The 18419-nt window shown below is 66.4% G+C and carries 17 protein-coding genes; 7 read left to right on the top strand and 10 right to left on the bottom strand.

Going from position 1 to position 18419, the window contains the following annotated elements; translation table 11 throughout:
• Positions 1-25 precede the first annotated feature (25 nt).
• Positions 26-1402 carry an amidohydrolase family protein gene (locus tag ACO07I_RS02240; protein WP_422018404.1) on the bottom strand — a complete coding sequence of 459 codons (1377 nt, stop codon included), beginning with the start codon at positions 1400-1402 and terminating at the stop codon, positions 26-28.
• A gap of 43 nt (positions 1403-1445) precedes the next feature.
• The gene (locus ACO07I_RS02235; RefSeq protein WP_422013877.1) at positions 1446-3020 is read right to left on the bottom strand and encodes an ABC transporter substrate-binding protein; all 1575 of its coding nucleotides are present in this window, start codon (positions 3018-3020) and stop codon (positions 1446-1448) included.
• Positions 3021-3129: 109 nt separating this feature from the next.
• Here ACO07I_RS02235 and ACO07I_RS02230 point away from each other — a divergent pair, with 109 nt between their 5' ends.
• From ACO07I_RS02230 to ACO07I_RS02215, 4 genes are all read left to right on the top strand, one after another.
• A complete protein-coding gene (locus tag ACO07I_RS02230) occupies positions 3130-3942 on the top strand; it encodes an enoyl-CoA hydratase/isomerase family protein (protein ID WP_298319022.1) in 813 nt (270 codons plus the stop codon).
• A 135-nt stretch (positions 3943-4077) separates the two neighbouring features.
• Complete coding sequence (locus ACO07I_RS02225) at positions 4078-4830, top strand: SDR family oxidoreductase (RefSeq protein WP_422013875.1); 753 nt, start codon at positions 4078-4080, stop codon at positions 4828-4830.
• 13 nt (positions 4831-4843) lie between these two features.
• Positions 4844-5722: a TauD/TfdA dioxygenase family protein gene (locus tag ACO07I_RS02220; protein WP_422013873.1), complete on the top strand. Its 879-nt coding sequence runs from the start codon at positions 4844-4846 to the stop codon at positions 5720-5722.
• 5 nt (positions 5723-5727) lie between these two features.
• Complete coding sequence (locus ACO07I_RS02215) at positions 5728-7014, top strand: hypothetical protein (RefSeq protein WP_422013871.1); 1287 nt, start codon at positions 5728-5730, stop codon at positions 7012-7014.
• A 7-nt stretch (positions 7015-7021) separates the two neighbouring features.
• Here the strand turns inward: ACO07I_RS02215 and ACO07I_RS02210 are convergent, their stop codons facing one another.
• Positions 7022-7852 (bottom strand): hypothetical protein, encoded by an 831-nt coding sequence (locus ACO07I_RS02210; protein WP_422013869.1) that lies wholly within the window; start codon positions 7850-7852, stop codon positions 7022-7024.
• Positions 7853-8018: 166 nt separating this feature from the next.
• On the opposite strand from ACO07I_RS02210, the gene ACO07I_RS02205 reads away from it, so the two are divergent.
• A complete protein-coding gene (locus tag ACO07I_RS02205) occupies positions 8019-8429 on the top strand; it encodes a cupin domain-containing protein (RefSeq protein WP_422013867.1) in 411 nt (136 codons plus the stop codon).
• Positions 8430-8546: 117 nt separating this feature from the next.
• Here the strand turns inward: ACO07I_RS02205 and ACO07I_RS02200 are convergent, their stop codons facing one another.
• On the bottom strand, positions 8547-9569 hold the full coding sequence (locus tag ACO07I_RS02200; protein WP_422013865.1) for an aldo/keto reductase: 1023 nt from the start codon (positions 9567-9569) through the stop codon (positions 8547-8549).
• Positions 9570-9707: 138 nt separating this feature from the next.
• Here ACO07I_RS02200 and ACO07I_RS02195 point away from each other — a divergent pair, with 138 nt between their 5' ends.
• A complete protein-coding gene (locus ACO07I_RS02195; RefSeq protein WP_422013863.1) occupies positions 9708-10679 on the top strand; it encodes a MerR family transcriptional regulator in 972 nt (323 codons plus the stop codon).
• Here the strand turns inward: ACO07I_RS02195 and ACO07I_RS02190 are convergent.
• The 3 genes from ACO07I_RS02190 to ACO07I_RS02180 all read right to left on the bottom strand — a co-directional run bounded on the left by ACO07I_RS02190 (position 10660) and on the right by ACO07I_RS02180 (position 14297).
• Positions 10660-11751 carry a hypothetical protein gene (locus tag ACO07I_RS02190; protein ID WP_422013861.1) on the bottom strand — a complete coding sequence of 364 codons (1092 nt, stop codon included), beginning with the start codon at positions 11749-11751 and terminating at the stop codon, positions 10660-10662. The two genes, ACO07I_RS02195 and ACO07I_RS02190, sit on opposite strands and share 20 nt — an antisense overlap.
• Positions 11752-11763: 12 nt before the next feature.
• Entirely contained in the window at positions 11764-12978 is a 1215-nt protein-coding gene (locus ACO07I_RS02185; protein ID WP_422013859.1) for an acyl-CoA dehydrogenase family protein, read from the bottom strand.
• A gap of 107 nt (positions 12979-13085) precedes the next feature.
• Positions 13086-14297, bottom strand: coding sequence for an acyl-CoA dehydrogenase family protein (locus tag ACO07I_RS02180; protein ID WP_422013857.1), 1212 nt, complete (start codon positions 14295-14297; stop codon positions 13086-13088).
• Between the two features lie 99 nt (positions 14298-14396).
• Between ACO07I_RS02180 and ACO07I_RS02175 the strand changes: the two genes are divergently transcribed.
• A complete protein-coding gene (locus ACO07I_RS02175) occupies positions 14397-15725 on the top strand; it encodes an NAD(P)/FAD-dependent oxidoreductase (protein WP_422013855.1) in 1329 nt (442 codons plus the stop codon).
• Positions 15726-15789: 64 nt separating this feature from the next.
• On the opposite strand, the gene ACO07I_RS02170 is transcribed toward ACO07I_RS02175, so the two are convergent.
• From ACO07I_RS02170 to ACO07I_RS02160, 3 genes are all read right to left on the bottom strand, one after another.
• On the bottom strand, positions 15790-16650 hold the full coding sequence (locus ACO07I_RS02170; protein ID WP_422013853.1) for an alpha/beta fold hydrolase: 861 nt from the start codon (positions 16648-16650) through the stop codon (positions 15790-15792).
• 71 nt (positions 16651-16721) lie between these two features.
• On the bottom strand, positions 16722-17408 hold the full coding sequence (locus ACO07I_RS02165; protein WP_422013851.1) for a glutathione S-transferase family protein: 687 nt from the start codon (positions 17406-17408) through the stop codon (positions 16722-16724).
• Between the two features lie 38 nt (positions 17409-17446).
• A complete protein-coding gene (locus ACO07I_RS02160) occupies positions 17447-18415 on the bottom strand; it encodes a Bug family tripartite tricarboxylate transporter substrate binding protein (RefSeq protein WP_422013849.1) in 969 nt (322 codons plus the stop codon).
• Between the last annotated feature and the right edge of the window lie 4 nt (positions 18416-18419).

Raw genomic sequence — 18419 nt, 5'->3', positions numbered from 1 at the left:
TTCGCGGCGCTCAGGACGACAGGTCTTACGGCAGCGCGTCCGGCGAGAAACCCGCCGGTGGCTTGAAGCGCGTCTTGAAGGTGCGCGACCAGGCCTCGTTGGCGATGCGCTGGGCGTCGCGCAGGATCTTGTCCTCGTCCATCGTCAGCACGGCGCCATCCTTCATCACCCACTTGCCGTCGACCATCACCGACTGCACATCGCGCGCCTGGCCGTTGTGGACGAAGTCGGAGACGACGCGCAGCACCGGGATCAGATGGGCGCGCTGCAGGTCGACCATGATCAGGTCGGCCTTGTTGCCGGGCGCCAGCCAGCCGCCGTCGGGCACGCCCAGCGCCCGGTAGCCGTTGCGCGTCGCCCAGCGCAGCGCGCGCTCGGGCGTCGGCTCGCGCCCGTCCTCCCGGCGAACGCGCTCCATGAACAGGCCGGTCCGCATCACCTCGACCATATCCTCGGCCATGTTGTCGGAGCCCATGCCGATGTTGCAGCCATAGGCTTCCAGATCGGCGATGCGCGGGCTGAGGCCGCGGCGCGCCGCGATGGCCGAGTTAAACGAGACGTTGACCTTCGCCTCGCCCAAGAGCTTCTCCTCCGACGGCTCCATGCAGCGGCAATGGGCGCAGATGATGCGGTCGTTGAGGAAGCCCAGGTCGGCGAGATACTCGGTCGGCAGGCGGTTGCGATGGGCCCGCACGGCGGCCACCTCGCCCCAGATCTGGTTGAGATGGATGGTGATGCGGGTGTCGAGCTGCTTCTGCAGCGCGCTCAGGTCCTGCAGCAGTTCCGGCGAGCACATGTCGGGCGCCCAGGCCGAGATGGCGATGCGCATGCGCCCGTCGGCCTTGCCGTTCCAGTCGCGATGGTTTCGCTCGATGTTCTTGATGTGACCCTGCCCCAGCGCGCGATCGAGCTGGTAGGGCGCGGGATCGCCGATCGAGGTGCCGATGCGGTCGTAGGCGCGCTCGGCCAGCAGGAAGCGCATGCCGGTATCGGCCAGAGCCTCCGCATAGTGATCGACGTCGTTGGAATCCTCGAGCACGTGCGTGGTGCCGCTGCGCAGCGCCTCCAGCGCGCCCAGCAGCGCGAAGGCGCGGCGCTCGTCCGGAGTCATGTCGGGCAGCGGGATCGGCGACAGGCCGCCCGAGAAAGGCGGCTTGTGCGAGGGCGACAGGTCCTCGAACACGCCGCGCGCCAGGGTCATCGTGAAATGGGTGTGGATGTTGGCGAAGCCCGGCATCACGAGCTTGGCCGTCCCGTCGATCTTCTCGGCCGCGGGGTATTGCGCCAGCAGGTCGGCGCTGGGGCCGATGGCGGCGATGCGGTCGCCTTCGATGGCGATCGCTGAGTTGTAGTGGACGCTGTCGGCATCGTCGACAGTGACGATGGCGGCGTTGTGAATCACGATGGTCAACGTTTCCTCCTGGCATCTCTCGGCGGTGTCCGCCCTACTGCTTCTTCTTCATGTTCCAGAACATCGGCACCGGTCCGCTGAGCTGGTCGGTGATCGTGGTGCGCATCGCGACGGGCATGATGTACTGGCCGAGATTGGCATACATCGGATATTCCGAGGCGCGCACCTGGATGGCGATCGCCAGTTCCTTGCGCTCGGCCTCGGTGGTCGCGCGGGAGAAGGCATCGCGCAGCTTCTCAATCTGCGGATCGCACGGCCAGCCGACATTGGCCTTCTCGCAGGTGGCCGCAATGTACGACATCATGATGGGATCGAGCAGGTCGGCCGACACCCAGGTGGTGATGAAGGCGTGCCAACCGCCCTTGTCCGGCGCCTCCTTGCGGGTGCGCCGCGACAGCACGGTCTGCCAGTCCATCGCCTGCATATCGACGGTGAAGCCGCCCCGTTCCAGCAGCGACTTCACGATCGGCGACAGCCGACCGGTCTGGGTGTCCGTGGCGAACAGCAGCACGACGGGCGTGCCGTCATAGCCTTCCTGCTTCAGGATCTCCTTCGACCTGGCGAAATCGGAATTCAGCTTGTCCTCGAAGCCCTTGTCGGTGGCGAACGGCGTACCGCAGATGAACAGCGCCTTGCACTCCTTGTAGTACTTCTCGTCGCCGAAGCCCGCGATCAGGAAGTCCTTCTGGTTCAGCGCATAGAGCGCAGCCTGGCGGATCTTCGCATTGTCGAATGGCTTGTGCAGGGTGTTGAAACGGAGGTTCATCTGGCCTCCGAGCTTGTTGTAGTTGCCGATGACGATGTTCTTGTCCTTGGCGAGCAGCGGCAGAAGCTCGATCTCGGGCTGGTCGATATAGTCGATCTCGCCGTTCAGCAGCGCGTTCACCGCGGTCTGGGCATCGGTGATGTTGAGCCATTCGACACGGTCGACATTGACCACCTTGCCGCCGGCCAGACCGGAGGCCGGCTCGCTGCGCGGCTTGTAGTCCTTGAACTTGTCGTAGACCGTCTTCTCGCCCGGTCGCCACAGATCCTTGCGGAAGACGAACGGGCCCGAGCCGGTGGGATCGCTGATCTGCACGTTGTTGGGCGTGTCGGCGACCCGCTTGGGCATGATGAACGGCACGGTGGAGCTGGGCTTGCCCAGCGATTCCAGCACCAGCCCGTAGGGCTCGCTCAGGACCATGGTGAAGCTCTTGTCGTCGACCGGCTTCAGCTCCTTGACCAGCGAGAAGAGCTTCTGCCCCATCGCGTCCTTGGGCGCCCAGCGCTGCAGCGAGGCGATGCAGTCGGCCGAGGTCACCGGCGCGCCGTCATGGAACTTCAGCCCGTCGCGCAAGGTGAAGGTGTAGGTGAGCTTGTCGTCGCTGATTTTCCAGCCTTCGAGCATCTGCGGCCTGACGACGAGATTCTCGTCCATCGCCAACAGGGTGTCGTAGACCATGTAGCCGTAGTTGCGGACGTTGTAGGCCGAGGTCCAGATCGGATCGATGATCTTGATGTCGGCGTGCATGACCGCACGGATCGTCTGGGCCTGTGCCGGCGTCTGCACCGAAAACGACATCAATGCGGTCGCCGCCACCCCGATTGCCCACTTCATGGCACCCATGTCCGATCCTCCGTTCGTTCCCACTTCACCCTTCACTACGAACGCAATCAGCATGCCATTCCACGATCCGCGCGAGCGGTGCTAACCTCGCGGGCAACGGAGGAAACCAATGTCCGACTGGCAAAATCGCTATCAGCGCCTGCTGTTCGATCGCCCGCACCCCAAGGTGCTGCGGGTCACGATGAACCGTCCCGAAAAGTACAATGCGACGGACGCGATCATGCATCGCGAGCTGGTCGACGTGTGGCGCGACATCGACGGCGACGACACGGTCAACTGCGTGATCATCCAGGGCGCCGGCGGCAAGGTGTTCTCGGCCGGCGGCGACTTCGACATCATCGAGAACAACATCCGGGACCACAACGCGCTGCTGCGTACCTGGAAGGAAGCGCGCGACATCGTCTACAACGTCATCAATTGCTCCAAGCCGATCGTCAGCACGATGCGCGGACCGGCGGTCGGCGCCGGCCTCGTCGCCGGCATCCTGGCCGACGTCTCGATCGCCTCGAAGAAGGCCAAGATCATCGACGGTCATACCCGCCTCGGCGTCGCCGCCGGTGACCATGCCTGCATCGTCTGGCCCCTGCTCTGCGGCATGGCCAAGGCCAAGTACTACCTGCTGCTGTGCGAGGCCGTCGATGGCGAGGAAGCCGAGCGCATCGGCCTGGTGTCGCTCTGCGTCGAGGACGACCAGCTCGAGGCGAAGGGGCTCGAGGTCGCGACCAAGCTGGCCGAGGGCGCCCAGACCTCGATCCGCTTCACCAAGTACGCGCTGAACAACTGGCTGCGCATGATGGGCCCGACCTTCGACACCTCGCTCGGTCTCGAAATGCTGGGCTTCCTGGGCCCGGACGTGAAGGAAGGCCTCGCCTCGCACCTGGAGAAGCGCAAGCCGAAGTTCGATCCGTATTCGCCGATCTAAGTTCGGTGCTGCGGCCCAGCACCATTGTCATCCCGAGCGCAGCGAGGGACCTTTCGACGGTCGAAGACAAAGGTCCCTCGCTGCGCTCGGGATGACACCGTTTTCTGATTGAACGACTGGACTCAGGGGAAAGCGATGCGCGGACTGGACGGAAAGAACGTCATCGTCACGGGCGGTGCCGGCGCGATCGGCAGCGCGATCTGCCGGCGCTTCGCGGGCTATGGCGCGCGGGTCGGGGTGTTCGACAAGAACCTCGACGGCGCGAAGCAGGTCGCCGCCGAGATCGAGGGATACGCCTCGGGCGTCGACATTGCCGACTACGAGGCGGTCGGCGCAGCGATCGCCGACTTCGAGCGTGCCGCCGGCCCGACCGACATCCTCGTCAACAATGCCGGCTGGGACCGCTTCGCCAATTTCATCGATACAACGCCCGAGCTGTGGGACCAGCTGATCGCCATCAACCTGCGCGGACCGCTCAACATGAGCCACGTCGTCCTGAAGGGCATGGTGGCGCGCGGCAGCGGCCGTATCGTCAACATCGCCTCGGACGCGGGCCGCGTCGGCTCCTCCCAGGAAGCCGTCTACTCCGCCTGCAAGGGCGGCATCATCGCCTTCACCAAGACCGTGGCGCGCGAGGTCGCGCGCAAGGGTGTCACCCTGAACGCGGTCTGCCCCGGTCCCACCGACACGCCGCTGCTCGCCGCCGTCGCCGGCGACGACGAGCGCGGCCAGAAGGTGCGCGCAGCCCTCGTCAGTGCCATTCCGATGAAAAGGGTCGGCCAACCCGAGGACATTCCGGGCGCCGTCTGTTTCCTGGCAAGCGACGATGCGAGCTTCATCACCGGTCAGACGATCAGCGTCTCCGGTGGTCTCACCATGCATGGATGAAGGAGCCTACCCGATGACCGACCTTTGGATTCAGCCGACCGGCGCGGCCCTCGCCGCCGACGTGCACGGCATCGACCTCTCGAGGCCGGTCAGCGACGAGGTCTTTGCCCGTATTGCCGATGCCTGGGGCGAGCACCTGGTGCTGCGCTTCTCGGGCCAGAAGCTCGACGACCGCATGCTGATGCAGTTCAGCGCCCGCTTCGGTGAACTCGACCGCGTTCCGGTCGCCGCCGCCAGCCTCGACCGCGCCGATTCGGACGTGATCGACGAGGCCCGCGAATGGGTGGCGGTGATCGCCAGCGTGAAGAAGGACGGCAAGGCGGTCGGCAGCCTCGGCAACTACGAACTCGTCTGGCACACCGACATGTCCTACAACGCACTGCCGCCGCGGGCGTCGCTGCTCTACGCGCTGGAAGTGCCCGCCGACGGTGGAAACACGGGCTTCCTCAACATGTATGCGGCCTACGAAACCCTGACGCCCGACCTGAAGCGCGCGATCGAGGGCAAGACCTGCATCCACGATTCCAGCCGAAACTCGGCCGGCGAACTGCGCAAGGGGTTCCAGCGCACCCTCGACGTGCGCCAGACTCCGGGTGCGGTCCATCCCCTCGTCCGCCTGCATCCCGTGACGGGGCGCAAGGCACTTTTCCTCGGCCGCCGGCCGGGCGCCTACGTCCACGGTCTCGAGGTCGAGGAGAGCGAGGAACTGCTCGACGCGATCTGGGCGCATGCCACGCAGGAGAAGTTCGCCTGGTACCAGAAGTGGCGCGCCGGCGATCTGGTGATGTGGGACAATCGCTGCGTCATGCACCGCCGCGATGCCTTCGACGAGAGCCTGCGCCGGCTGATGCACCGGACCCAGATCGTCGGTGAGACCGTGCTGGCCGGCTGACCGCCATGAAGTCCCTTCTCCTCGCAGCCGGATTCCTGCTGCTGCCCGTCGCGGTCCTTGCGGCTCCGGATGCCGCACAGACGGCGGCGATCTGTGGTCCCCGCACGAGCTGCACGGTCGCCAAGACATATGAGGCCGGCAGGTCGCCCGCCGGCGCGCCGCTCGCGGTCGTCGAAGTTCACCTCGGCCTTGCCGACAAGCCCAAGGACCAGGACGACGGCTGCATCAACGGCAACGCGCGCGATGGCGGCGTCGAATACTGGCTGCTGGACGGCACGGCGGCGCCTAAGCAGGTCCTCCAGCTCTGCAATGACGGCTACGGTATGGCCGGTGTCGGCGAGGACGACGTCGAGGTCGGCCCCAACCGCCTCGTCCATCACCAGTATGGCGGCTCGTCGTGGCGCTGGTCGATGGACGTCACCTATTCGCTGGTACCCTTCCGCGCCGTAACCGAACAGGACTGCAGCTACCACAATGTCTCGGAGCAGAGCGGCACGCTGACCGACATCGACTACCGCACGCGCCTCGTGCGGGCGCTGGCCAAGGACAGCACCCGGCGTGATCTTGGCATGGGCTGTCCGTCCTGGCCCAAGGCGCCGCAGACCTTCGCGGCGCGCATCGATGCGGACACGGTCGGCGCCTATCCGGTGGTGGCGCCCGGCCTGCCGGGCAAGACGGCGATTCCAACGGGGACCGCGCTCGGCAATTGTGTGCCGGGCATGACGACGGCCGGCGAGAACGGGTTCATCGTCTGGGGCAAGCCCGCGGCGTCTGAGCAGACGGCCGAGATCCGGACGATAGGCGTCGGGAGCAACACGCTGATCGTGCAGGTGTTCGATCCTGTCCCCGCCTCCGCCCCCTCGGGCGGCTCGTGGATCCATCTGCCGCATCTGGAAATCTGGGTCGGCCAGAATGGCGAGGAGATCAACACCATGCTGCCGCTCGGCCAGATGACCCAGACCGGCATCACGCTCGACGGCACCGTCCATCGCGGCGTCGGCAAGCCCAGCGCGCCGCCGAAGGTCGAGCGCTGGACGGCTCGCGACGAACGCGGCCGCCCCGTCACCGTGCTACGCCTCGCCTGGCCGGACGAATTCGCCCTGATCCACGGCGTCACGGTCGTCTACTCGCAGGCCGAGGCCGGCAAGCAGGCCCGCCTCGTCGCGACCGCCGGCTTCGGCAACAACCGACCGATCTACGTGCCCGACATGCTGACGCTTGCCGGCCGGCCCTCGACGTCGGATCGCGGCCTCTGCCAGGTGCGCGACGGGCGGCTGGTCGCGATCGAGTAGCTCGCCTTCAGCTCTCCGCCATGATCGAGCGGTAGATCGCGGCCTTCTGTTTCACCGGCAGGCGGTCGATGGCCGCGAACAGCCGCAGCATCATATCGCACTGGCGGGCCTTCGGCTGGTTCTTCAGATCCTGAAAGGCGCGCAGGTCGGCTTCGCCGAACGGTGGCTCCGCCAGGGTGCGCGCCTGCTCGTAGGCCGCGCCCAGCTCTTCCTCCGTCGGCATCTTGTTGTCCGGCTTGCTCGACCTGTACGCCGCGATGACGGCGCGCTGGCCGTCGGAGAGCGCGGCATCGAGCGTGGGGTTGTTCGAGACCCGATTGATGCCGTCTATCGCATAGTCGGCGCAGGCGTCGGGAGAGACGTTCTTGAAGGCCTGCAGCGTGGGTACCGTCTTGTCGCCCCAGGCGACGATCGCCTCGTCGGTGCCTTTCACGGCGACCGGCACGATCTTGGAGCGGAAGACCGCCATGGTCGCCTTGGCGACATCCTGCAGGGTCGAGGGATCGCCCGTGTTCGCGCGATGCGCGCGAAAGACAGGGACGAGGTGCCTGCGCAGATCCGGCTCGATGGTGGCGTCGAGCGCGAACATGTCGGCGACGGGCGGATAGTGCTTCAGGATCTCGGTGCGGATCTGCGACCAGGCATAGTCTTCGTCGGTGTTGAAGTAGTGCAGCTCGATGGCCGGGCGCGCAGCGATGGCGGCGCCTCCCACGATCACCGCCGCAAGGGCCGCCAGCAGCGAGCGGTTCCTGCTCGGCCGGTTCCTCGTCAGCAACGCCACGATGCCGGCGGCGGCCCCGGCAGCGGCAACTGTTACACCCAGAAAGACGATTTCCATCAGGCTCCTGCCTCTCGAACAGAGTTGCGATCACCCCCGCCGCCTTTGGCTTAACGTGCCTCCTGCAACGCGACAAGCATGACGGGCCAGCGGATCGAGAACGTCACGAAACCACAACGATGTCGCGCTTCTGTAGCCCACGAGAACAATTGCAGGAGAAAACACCTTGGTATTGATCGACGTCGCGGCGGAACTCGCGAAGCTCAAGCGCTTCGAAGGTCGCACGCCCGCTTCCACGCCGGCCGAACGCAAGGGCTCGTCGACAAAACTCGCCGCCTATCGCGACGCGACGATCTTCGCCAACAAGTCTGCCGGCCGCGGCGCCTGGGAGCGTCATCCCGATGGCGACGAACTCGTCTACATCCTCGAAGGGAGCGCCACTCTGCAGCTCTTCGAAGAGAGCGGCACGCGATCCATCGAGGTCGATCAGGGCAAGATGGCGATCGTGCCGGCCGGAATCTGGCACCGCTTCCACTATCCCGACGGGATCACGCTGATGACCATCACGCCGGGCAAGAGCGAGTATGTCCGCCTCGACATCGACGATCCGTCACGCGTCGAGCCGGAACGCGACTGACCGATAGACAGTCGGCATGGATCGAGCCCCGATCCATGGCACCTCCGACGGCCGCCTCTGCCGCTGCGGAGACTCGCGCGAGCGCTAGCGACCGATGGCCCTGCAACAGCGGCTCTATCAGACCGCTTTTTGGCCCGGCATTCTCAACGCACCCGCCCGCCGCGCCGGCATGGGATCCTCGAAGGCACGCGGGTATTTGTGCGGCTGCGCCGAGACCTCGTTCAGCTTTTCCAGCGCCTCCGCTGGCAGGCGCCAGCCGCCCGCCTTCAGTGTCTCGCGCAGTTGCTCCCCGTTGCGGGCGCCGACGATCGCGCTGGTCATGAAGGGCTGATCCATCACCCAGCGCAGCGCCACCTCGGCCGGCGGCTTGCCGAGTTCCTTCGCGGTGTCGAGCAGCGTCTGCAGGATCTCGCCGTGGTTGGGCGCGAAGAACCTGCTCTGGAAGCCCCAGCCCTCGGCGGAGCGGCTGCCCTGGACCTTCAGATTGCCCGGCGTGTATTTGCCCGCGAGATATCCGCTACCGAGCGGCGACCAGGCCACGCAGCCCAGCCCCTTGAGCTGGAGCGCCGGCACGATCTCCTCGTCGATGTCGCGCACCACGAGGCTGTATTGCGGCTGGTAGGCGGCGAAGCGCTCCCAGCCCCTGGTGTCGCTGATCCAGAGCGCCTCCATCAGGCGCCAGGCCTCGAAGTTCGAACAGGCCGTGTAGAGGATCTTGCCGTCGCGCACGAGATCGTCGAGAGCGCGCAGCATCTCCTCGAGCGGCGTCTGATGGTCGACGTGATGGATGTAATAGATGTCGATGTAGTCGGTCTGCAGGCGCTTCAGCGAGCCTTCGATCTGCTGCTTGATGTGCAGCCGCGACATGCCCGAATCGTTGGGGCGGCCACCCATCGGATTGAAGAACTTGGAGGCGATGACGGCGTCCGCGCGCCGGCCCTTCAGCGCCACGCCCAGCATCGTCTCCGACGTGCCGCCGACATAGGAATTGGCGGTATCGAAGAACGTGACGCCAGCATCCAGCGCGGCGTTTACCATCGTCGTGGCGCCCTCCTGGTCGGCGCCGTTGCCGAAGGTCATGGTGCCGAGGCAGATCTCCGAGACTTTCAGGCCGGCACGGCCGAGATTGCGGTAGTCCATGCGCTTCCTCCGTCATCCGACACCGAGACTACGCCGTCCTGCGGTGACGAAGGAATGACTGCGCCTCGAAAAGCGTATTGACCCGGCCCCAGGGTCCGCCCTCATAAGGCGAACGGTCAACATCAGACGAGGTCGATCGTGAGCCAATTCCTGAACGCATCCGACGCCGCCCGGCGTCTCGGCATTTCCACCAAGGCGCTCCGCCTTTACGAAGAGCGCGGCCTGCTCGCCCCGATACGCTCCAACGCAGGATGGCGGGCCTACCGGCCGGAGGATCTGGAGCGCGCTTCGGAGATCGTCGCCCTGCGGGCACTGGGCTTCAGCCTCGCGCAGGTGGCGCGCATCCTGAAGGGCGATGCAAGCGGCCTCGAGCCGGCTTTGGCCGCTCACCAGGCCTCACTCGAAGGCCGCCTGCGCGAGCTGGTCGAGGCCATCGACGGCGTGCGGGCGCTGCGTGGCGACCTCGCCCACGGCGGCGCGCCTACGACTTCCGACCTCGCCCGCATGCTTGTCCTCAAGCCAGGGCTCCACGTCGCGTTCGCGCTGCCGTGGCCGTGGGGCGGTGAGACTTTCGAACTGCGCGACATCCGCCCCCTCACCTACATCACCGGCCCCCTGGGCAGCGGCAAGACGCGGCTGGCGATGCGGATCGCCGAACAGATCGGCGGTGTCTTCCTGGCTCTCGACCGGGCCGCCGATCCGTCGCTGCAGCTGAAGATCGAGGCCACAGTCGGCCTGCTCGTGCAGGACGGCGCGACCGACACGGCGGCCCTCAGGGCGCTTCTCTGCGCCCTCGAAGCGTCCCAGCCAGTCGTCGTCGACCTCATCGAACAAGGCCTCGACAGGGCCACGCAGGAAGCGCTGATCGCCCATCTGCGTCGCCGTACTCCCGGCGTGCCGCCGCTGTTCGTGATGACGCGCTCCAGTTCGATCCTCGATCTCGACGCGCTGGGTCCCGACGAGACGGTGCTCTTCTGCCCGGCCAACCACGCGCCGCCGTTCCGCGTCGCGCCCTATCCCGGCGCGCCGGGCTACGAGGCGCTGGCGTCCTGCCTGGCGACACCGGAAGTCCGGGCGCGCAGCGAAGGAGTCATTGCCGTGCGGCGATGATGACCGGCCTCAGCTTCGAGTACATGGCGTAGTGCCAATAGGGCCCGCCATGATCGTCGAGGCCCATGATGTTGTCCTGCATGACGTAGCTGAAGTCCTGCGGAGTCGCGGCAACGATCTCGACATTGGCTGGCAGGTTCCGCAGCACCGGATCGTTCTTCGCGCCGAACATGTGCAGGAGATGGATCTTCTCAGGCGTGCTCGCTGCAATCGCCCGCAGGAGTTCGCTCGACACCCTGTCCACATAGTCCGGCGCGGGCTCCGGGCCGGCGCAATAGGCCGGATCGAACTTGCAATGCATCGGGATCGTGTCGAGGGCCAGGCGATTGCTCGTGTCGAGCCGGGCGCGGATCACCCTGTCCTTCGGGTCGAGTTCGACCTCGGGAAAGGTCGAGGCCATCCAGTCGCGGATGCTGCGCAGCCGTGCGGGCGCGGCGACGTGGCGTTCCTTGTAGTATTGGGCATAGCCCAGGATGACGACGTCACCGGGACGAATCCGGTCCTTGATGCGCTGCATCGTGACCAGCGCATTGGCCCAGGAGTAGCCGGCCAGCGCATGGAGCTGCACGGAGGCGCCGGGAAATTCCGTCTGCAGCAGGAAGGCGAAGGTCTGCTGGTCGTTGACGCCGTCGCCGAACACATAGGAATCGCCCAGCACGAAGATCCGGCGGGCCGCGTCGGCGGGCATTTTGCCGGTGAGCCTCGTTCCGTCCGGATTGATCGTCACCACGGCGTCGAGATGCTCGACCTTTCCCTGCCGCATCCCGCTGTAGCGGAAGATGTATCGCCCGGGGTTGGCGCGATATCCCTGCTCGGCATCCTCGGCGAAGAAGCCCGCCGGCAGGCGCGTCATGCGCCGGTAGCTCGCCGGATCGGGAAACGATCCCGGCAGCAACCAGCTCAAGCCGGTGCGCAGCGCCAGCAGGATCGCGGGCTCCGAGGGCGCCCCCGGCAGAGCGGCGATCCTGTCCTTGTTGACGGCGTAGAGGAAGGCCGAGGCGCCGATCTCCAGCGCGACCAGGACGATGGCCGCCAGGATCGCGTAGAAGATCGCCTTCTTCGGCCTGCTCACGCGAGGCTCGACTCAGAGGCCGAGCATCGCCTTGGCCAGCACGTTGCGCTGCACTTCCGACGAGCCGCCGTAGATGGTCGTCTTGCGGGTGTTGAAGTAGCGCGGCGAGACGTCGTCGACATACTCGCCGCCCACCGGCACGATGTTGCTGTCGTAGTTGCGCAGCTCGGTGAACGGCGTGCCGTACCAGCCGACCGCCTCGACCGCGAGCTCGGTGACCTTCTGGCCGACCTCGGTGCCGCGCATCTTCACGACCGAGCCCATGTTGCCCGGCGCGTCGCCGGTCTTGAGGCTCGAATAGAACATCAGCTCGTTCATCTCGACGGCATCGATCTCCATCTCGAGCGCAGCCATCTTCTCGCGCCAGTTCGGATTGGCCGACAGCGGCTCGCCACCGGTCATCTGGGTCTTCGACAGGGTCTGCAGATGGCGGAAGGCCTTGCGCAGGCGCGGGCCGAAGGCCTGGCCGCCGCGCTCGAATTCGAGCAGGTACTTGGCGTAGGTCCAGCCCTTGTTCTCCTCGCCGACCAGGTTCTCGACCGGCACCTTCACGTCGCTGAAGAACACCTGGTTGATCTCATGCCGCATCGGCGTGCGCGTACCGTCGACCATGTAGATCGGATCGAGCGTGATGCCCGGCGTCTTCATGTCGATCAGCAGGAACGAGATGCCCTCCTGGCGCTTGCCTTCGTTAGAGGTGCGGACGAGGCAGAAGATCCAGTCGGCGAAGTGGGCGTTGGTGGTCCAGATCTTCTGGCCGTTCACGACATAGTGGTCGCCCTGCCGCTCGGCCTTGGTGCGGAGCGACGCAAGGTCGGAGCCGGACCCCGGCTCGGAATAGCCCTGGCACCACAGCTCCTCGGCGGCGGCGATCTTGGGCAGGAAGCGCTTCTTCTGCGCCTCGCTGCCGAACTTCATCAGGACCGGCGCCACCATCTTGATGCTGAAAGACGAAAGATAGGGCGAGTCGGCGCGCGCCATCTCCATCTCGAAGATGAACTTCTGCGTCGAGGTCCAGCCCGGCCCGCCATATTCCTTGGGCCAGTTGGGGCAGAGCCAGCCCTTGCTCGCCAGCTTCTTCTGCCACTGGACCAGGCGCTCCTTGGAGACGTGGCTGGTGCGGCTGCGGCGGCTTTCCTCGGCCACTTCCGGCGGCATGTTGGCCGCGATCCACTCGCGCACTTCCTGCTGGAAGGCCAGTTCCTGTTCGCTGAAGGCTAAACGCATTTCCTTGCCCTATCTTGTCATCCTGAGCGAAGCGAAGGATCTAACGCTTCGACAGGGTACTGTGTTCGTTCCGTGAGGTCCTTCGCTTCGCTCAGGACGACACTGTTTTAAAGGCCGAGCATCACTTTCGACATGATCCCGCGCTGCACTTCCGACGAGCCGCCGTAGATCGTCATCTTGCGGCCGTTGAAGTAGCGCGGCGCCAGCACGTCGGCGCCCTCGGGGCCGATCGGCTCGACATTGGCGTTCCAGGCGCGCTGCTCGGGGAAAGGCTGGGCGTAGTAGCCGGCCGCCTCCACGGCGTATTCCTGAACCCGCTGCATCACCTCGGTGCCGCGCAGCTTGATCATCGACGAGAGCGGGCCCGGATTCTGGCCCGACGCGAGCTTGGAATAGAACTCCTGCTCGAACATCTCGAGGCCGGAGATCTCGATGTCCATGCGCGCCAGCTTCTCGCGCCAGGCGGAGTCGGCCATGATCGAATCGTCGCCTTCCGGCATCGACTGCGCCAGCCGCTTCAGCCGCTCGAAGCCCGAGCGCAGGCGCGGGCTGTAGGGATTGCCGCCGCGCTCGAACTCCAGCAGGTACTTGGCGTAGGTCCAGCCCTTGTTCTCCTCGCCCACGCGATTCTCGACCGGCACCTTCACGTCGGTGAAGAAGACCGAGTTGACCTCCTGCGTGCCGGCGCGGTTGCCGTCGGCGGTGATGATCGGCTCGACCGAGATGCCGGGCGTCTTCATGTCGATCAGGAGGAACGAGATGCCCTCCTGCGGCTTGCCCTCGTTCGAGGTGCGCACCAGGCAGAAGATCCAGTCGGCGGTCTGCGCCAGCGTCGTCCAGGTCTTCTGGCCGTTGACGATGTAGAAATCGCCCTCACGCACGGCCTTGGTGCGGAGCGAGGCGAGGTCGGAGCCCGAGCCCGGCTCGGAATAGCCCTGGCACCAGATCAGGTCGGAGTTCAGCATCGGCGGCAGGTGGCGCGCCTTCTGCTCGGCCGAGCCGTACTTCATGATCACGGGCGCGCACATCTTGGGGCCGAACGGCGAGGTGCCGGGCGCGCCCGCCTTCGCCATCTCCATCTCGAAGATGTACTTCTGGGTCGTCGTGAAGCCCGGGCCGCCGAATTCCTTGGGCCAGCCGGTGCAGAGCCAGCCCTTCTTGGCCAGCCGCTTCTGCCAATCGACCAGCCGCTCCTTCGGCATGTAGGCGTTTCGGCCGACCTTGATCTCGCCCTGGATCTCGGGCGTCAGGTTCTCCTTCAGCCAGTCGCGTACTTCCTGTTGGAAGGCGAGTTCTTCCTTGCCGAACGTCAGGTCCATTGGGGGCTCCTTTTAGGGTCCGGAAGGTACCGCGCCGGGTTCCGGCGCGTAAAGCGTGCGATACACTGTTCCGCAGTGCGTTCAGCCCGCAGGAAGCCGATGTCCCCACCCGTCCAGCCCGTCGTCAGCGACGAGAAACTCCCGCCCTCCTCCGAGATCGTCGTCATCGGCGCCGGCATTGCGGGCAGTACCGCCGCCTATTGGCTGGCGAAACGCGGGCACCGAGTCGCTCTGCTCGACAAGGGTGTGATCGGCGGCGAGCAGACCAGCCGGAACTGGGGCTGGTGTCGCCAGCAGCATCGCGACCTGCGCGAGCTGCCGCTCGCCATGAAGAGCCTGGAGATCTGGGGCGAGCTGTCCCGCGAGCTGGGCGCCGAGACCGGGTTTCGCCGCACCGGCCTCACCTATGTCACCGACCGCCCGGGCGATTTCGCGCAATGGGAGGAATGGAGCCTGCGCGCGCGCGAGTACCAGATGCACAGCCGGGTACTGAGCGCCGCCGAGGCGAAGGAACTCACGCCCGGCAGCACCGGCCAGTGGATCGGCGGCGTGCATTCGCCGACCGACGGCCGCGCCGAGCCATCGCTGGCCGGCCCGGCGATCGCCGAGGGTGCCCGCAGCCACAGCGCCACGCTCCACCAGAACTGCGCCGCACGCGGCCTCGACATCGAAGGCGGCAAGGTCGCGGGCGTCATCACCGAGCATGGCATCGTCCGGACCCGCACCGTCCTGCTGGCCGGCGGTGCGTGGAGCTCCCTCTTCTGCCGTCGCCACGACCTGCGCCTCGCACAGGCCAGCGTGCGGTCGACCTCCTTCGCCACGATGGCGGCGCCCGAGGTGACCGGCGGCGGCCTGTCCCTGCCCGACGTCACGATCCGCCGCCGCCTCGACGGAGGCTATACGGTGGGGCTCGGCGGCCGCGGTCTGGTCGAACTGTCGCCGCAGGGCCTGCTCTATGCCCGCCCGTTCTGGCCGACCTTCAAGAAGCGTCGCGCCGGCCTCACCTTCGGCATCGGCCGTTCCTTCCTCGAAGGGCCTGAGTCGTTTGCCAACTGGTCGTTCGATCTGGAATCCCCCTTCGAGCGGCAGCGCACGCTCGATCCCGCCGCCGATCCGGTGCTGGTCGAGCGCGGCCTGAGCCGCCTCGGCGATCACTATCCGGCCTTGAAGGGGCTGAAGGTGGCGCACGCGTGGGGCGGCCTGATCGATTCGACACCCGACGGCATCCCCGTGATCTCAGCCGTCGATCCCCTGCCCGGCCTCTTCCTCTCGACCGGCTATACCGGCCACGGCTTCGGCATCGGTCCCGGCGCGGGCCGGCTGGCCGCCGACCTCATCGCCGGCGACCCACCGATCGTCGATCCCACGCCGTTCCGCTACAGCCGCATGATCGACGGCACCGACCTCGGCGCGCCGGGAATGATGTAGTTGGAAGACCCCGACGTCCCTGTCGGCCTGTATCCAGGCCGAGCCGGCGGACCGGCGCCGCGACTCAGACGCCGAAAAATCTCGTCACGAGGGCGACGGTCGCGTCGGGATTCTCTTCCATGATCCAGTGCCCGGCGTTCGGCACGATGCCTTCCGTCACGTCGCTGGCGACGAAGCGCATCACGGCGGCCATCGTCGGTCCGAACGACTTCTCGCCGCCCAGCGCCAGCACCGGCATGGCCAGCTTGGTCTCGGCGAAGCGCTTGTTGTCGATCTCGTCCTGGGCGAAGGCCGCGAACTGGGCGAAGCCTGCGCGCATGCCGCCTGGCTGGGCGTAGCGCGCGGCGTAGAACTCGCGCGCCGCCTCGCCGAACTTCGCCGGATCGGCGGAGAACTCGTTCCAGAAGCGGTCGAGGTAGATGCGCTCGCGTCCCTCGACCAGCCTCTCGGCATCGGGGCCGCGGAAGTTGAAGTGCCAGAGCAGCGGGCTGCGCAGGATCTGCTCCCACGGGCCGATGCCGGGCAGCGGCGCATCGATGACGACGAGCTTGGCCACGTCGTTGCGATACTGCGCGGCATAGGCGTAGGCGACCATGTTGCCGATATCGTGCGCCACGATCTCGGTGCGCCCCGCACCGAGCGTCTGCAGGACCGTTCGGATGTCCTGCGCCTGGGTTGCCTTGTCGTAGCCGGAGTCGGGCTTGGACGAGAGGCCAAGCCCGCGCAGATCGGGTGCAATCACCGTCCGCTTGTCCATCAGCGCGGCGGCCATCGGCCCCCACATCTCGCTGGTCTCGCCGTACCCGTGAAGAAGCAGGACCGCCGGTCCCTTGCCGCCCACCCAGACGTGGATGTCTGCACCTTTCGTCGCGATCTGCTGCGCACGAAACCCGGCCGGCAGCGCCGGTACGCTCGATTCGGTCATGGGACCGATGTGCGCCCGGTGCGTGCCGATGTCGAGAGACAATCCCGGGTCAGGCCCGGGTCAGGCCCGGGTCAGGCGACCTTCTTGCCGAGGTGCGGGAACATTGCGAGCTTGGCCGCCTCGTCCATCTCGGCCTTGAACGCGTGCTTGTCCTTGAGGGCCAGCGCACGGACCGCCGCCGGCCGCGCGTTGATCTCGGCGAGGTGACGCTGGAGGTTGGGGAACTGCTTGGGCGCGTCGGGTCCCAGCACGAACGGGATCAGGCGCGACCAGCCCCACAGCGCCATGTCGACGATGGTGAAGCTGTCGCCGCACATGTACGCCTGCTTGCCGAGCCGCGCCTCGAGGATGCCCCAGTGACGCTGCGCCTCGAAGGTGTAGCGATTGACGGCGTATTCCTTGGGCTCGGGCGCGAAGTTGCGGAAGTGAACGGCCTGACCGGAGTACGGGCCGATGCCCGTCGCCACGAACATCAGCCAGGACAGCATCTCGCCCCGCCCCTTCGAGCCTGGAGCCGGCATGAACTTGCCCGTCTTCTCGCCGAGGTAGAGCAGGATGGCGTTGCTGTCGAACACCGTCTCGCCGCCGTCGACGATGGCCGGGACCTTGGCGTTGGGATTGATCGCCAGGTATTCCGGCGCATGCTGCTCGCCCTTGCGGGTGTCCACCGGCACCAGCTCGTACGGCAGGCCCATCTCTTCGAGGCAGAGCGCCACCTTCATCGGGTTGGGCGCCATGTTGTAATAGAATTTGATCATCACACTCTCCGTTTCCGGCCACTCTCTACCACGGATCGTCACTCCGGCTTGGCGCCGGATTGCTTGATGATGGGATCCCAGAAGGCCATCTGGTCGTCGTAGAACTTCTTGGCCTGCTCGGGCGTCGACTGGATCAGCTCGATGGCGAGTTCGTCGGCCTTCTTCACCATGTCGGGCTGCTTGAGCGCCTGGTTGAAGGCGGCATTGAGCCTGTCGATGATCGGGCGCGGCGTCCTGGCCGGCGCATAGACCGCGTACCAGGTGTTGATGGCGTAATCGAAGCCTGCGGACTCCTTGATCGTCGGGACGTCGGGAAGCTGCTTCAGCCGCTTGTCGGACGCGACGCCCAGCACGCGCACCTTGCCGCCGTCGATGAAGCCCTTGCTCGACTGCAGCGTGTCGATCTGGAAACCGTGCCGGCCGGCGATCATGTCGACCATGCCGGGCGCCGAGCCGCGGTACGGCACGTGCAGGGCATCGCCGCCGGCGCGCGTCGCGAACAGATAGCTGGCGAGATGGATCATCCCGCCATTGCCGGATGAGGCGTAGGAATACTTGCCCGGATCCTTGCGCAGCATGCCGACGAGTTCCGGCGTCGTCTTCGCGCCGTCCATCGGCGCCAGCAGGATCAGCGGCACGCTGGCGACATAGGCAATCGCCGCCAGCCCGTTCACCGGGTCGTAGCCCAGCTGCTTGCCGTAGAGCGCCGGCGCCATGGCCATGGTCGAGGCGCTGAACAGGATCGTGTAGCCATCGGGCTTGGCGTCGGCGACCATCGCGGTGCCGATGTTGCCGGTGGCGCCCGGCTTGTTCTCGACCACCACCTGCTGCCCGAGGATTTCGGAAACGCGCGGCGCCAGCAGGCGACCGACCACGTCGGTCGGTCCGCCGGCGGCGAAGGCGATGATCATGCGGATCGGCTTGTCGGGATAGGTCTGCGCGGCCGCCGGCGCCGCCAGGGCCGTCGCTGCGAGCGCGGCGAGCGCGCTCCGTCGTGTGAACGTCATCGTT

The organism is Reyranella sp. (genome assembly GCF_965227665.1).
Taxonomy (GTDB): domain Bacteria; phylum Pseudomonadota; class Alphaproteobacteria; order Reyranellales; family Reyranellaceae; genus Reyranella.
Note: the sequence above shows the minus strand (reverse complement) of the source record. Positions and strands in the feature narration are given on the sequence as shown.

What these genes read in the sequence shown, in the direction of transcription:
- ACO07I_RS02235 (WP_422013877.1), bottom strand. Translation starts at nt 3,020, where the DNA reads ATGGGTGCCATGAAGTGGGCAATCGGGGTGGCGGCGACCGCATTGATG.
- ACO07I_RS02230 (WP_298319022.1), top strand. Translation starts at nt 3,130, where the DNA reads ATGTCCGACTGGCAAAATCGCTATCAGCGCCTGCTGTTCGATCGCCCG.
- ACO07I_RS02225 (WP_422013875.1), top strand. Translation starts at nt 4,078, where the DNA reads ATGCGCGGACTGGACGGAAAGAACGTCATCGTCACGGGCGGTGCCGGC.
- ACO07I_RS02220 (WP_422013873.1), top strand. Translation starts at nt 4,844, where the DNA reads ATGACCGACCTTTGGATTCAGCCGACCGGCGCGGCCCTCGCCGCCGAC.
- ACO07I_RS02215 (WP_422013871.1), top strand. Translation starts at nt 5,728, where the DNA reads ATGAAGTCCCTTCTCCTCGCAGCCGGATTCCTGCTGCTGCCCGTCGCG.
- ACO07I_RS02210 (WP_422013869.1), bottom strand. Translation starts at nt 7,852, where the DNA reads ATGGAAATCGTCTTTCTGGGTGTAACAGTTGCCGCTGCCGGGGCCGCC.
- ACO07I_RS02200 (WP_422013865.1), bottom strand. Translation starts at nt 9,569, where the DNA reads ATGGACTACCGCAATCTCGGCCGTGCCGGCCTGAAAGTCTCGGAGATC.
- ACO07I_RS02185 (WP_422013859.1), bottom strand. Translation starts at nt 12,978, where the DNA reads ATGCGTTTAGCCTTCAGCGAACAGGAACTGGCCTTCCAGCAGGAAGTG.
- ACO07I_RS02180 (WP_422013857.1), bottom strand. Translation starts at nt 14,297, where the DNA reads ATGGACCTGACGTTCGGCAAGGAAGAACTCGCCTTCCAACAGGAAGTA.
- ACO07I_RS02175 (WP_422013855.1), top strand. Translation starts at nt 14,397, where the DNA reads ATGTCCCCACCCGTCCAGCCCGTCGTCAGCGACGAGAAACTCCCGCCC.
- ACO07I_RS02170 (WP_422013853.1), bottom strand. Translation starts at nt 16,650, where the DNA reads ATGACCGAATCGAGCGTACCGGCGCTGCCGGCCGGGTTTCGTGCGCAG.
- ACO07I_RS02165 (WP_422013851.1), bottom strand. Translation starts at nt 17,408, where the DNA reads ATGATCAAATTCTATTACAACATGGCGCCCAACCCGATGAAGGTGGCG.
- ACO07I_RS02160 (WP_422013849.1), bottom strand. Translation starts at nt 18,415, where the DNA reads ATGACGTTCACACGACGGAGCGCGCTCGCCGCGCTCGCAGCGACGGCC.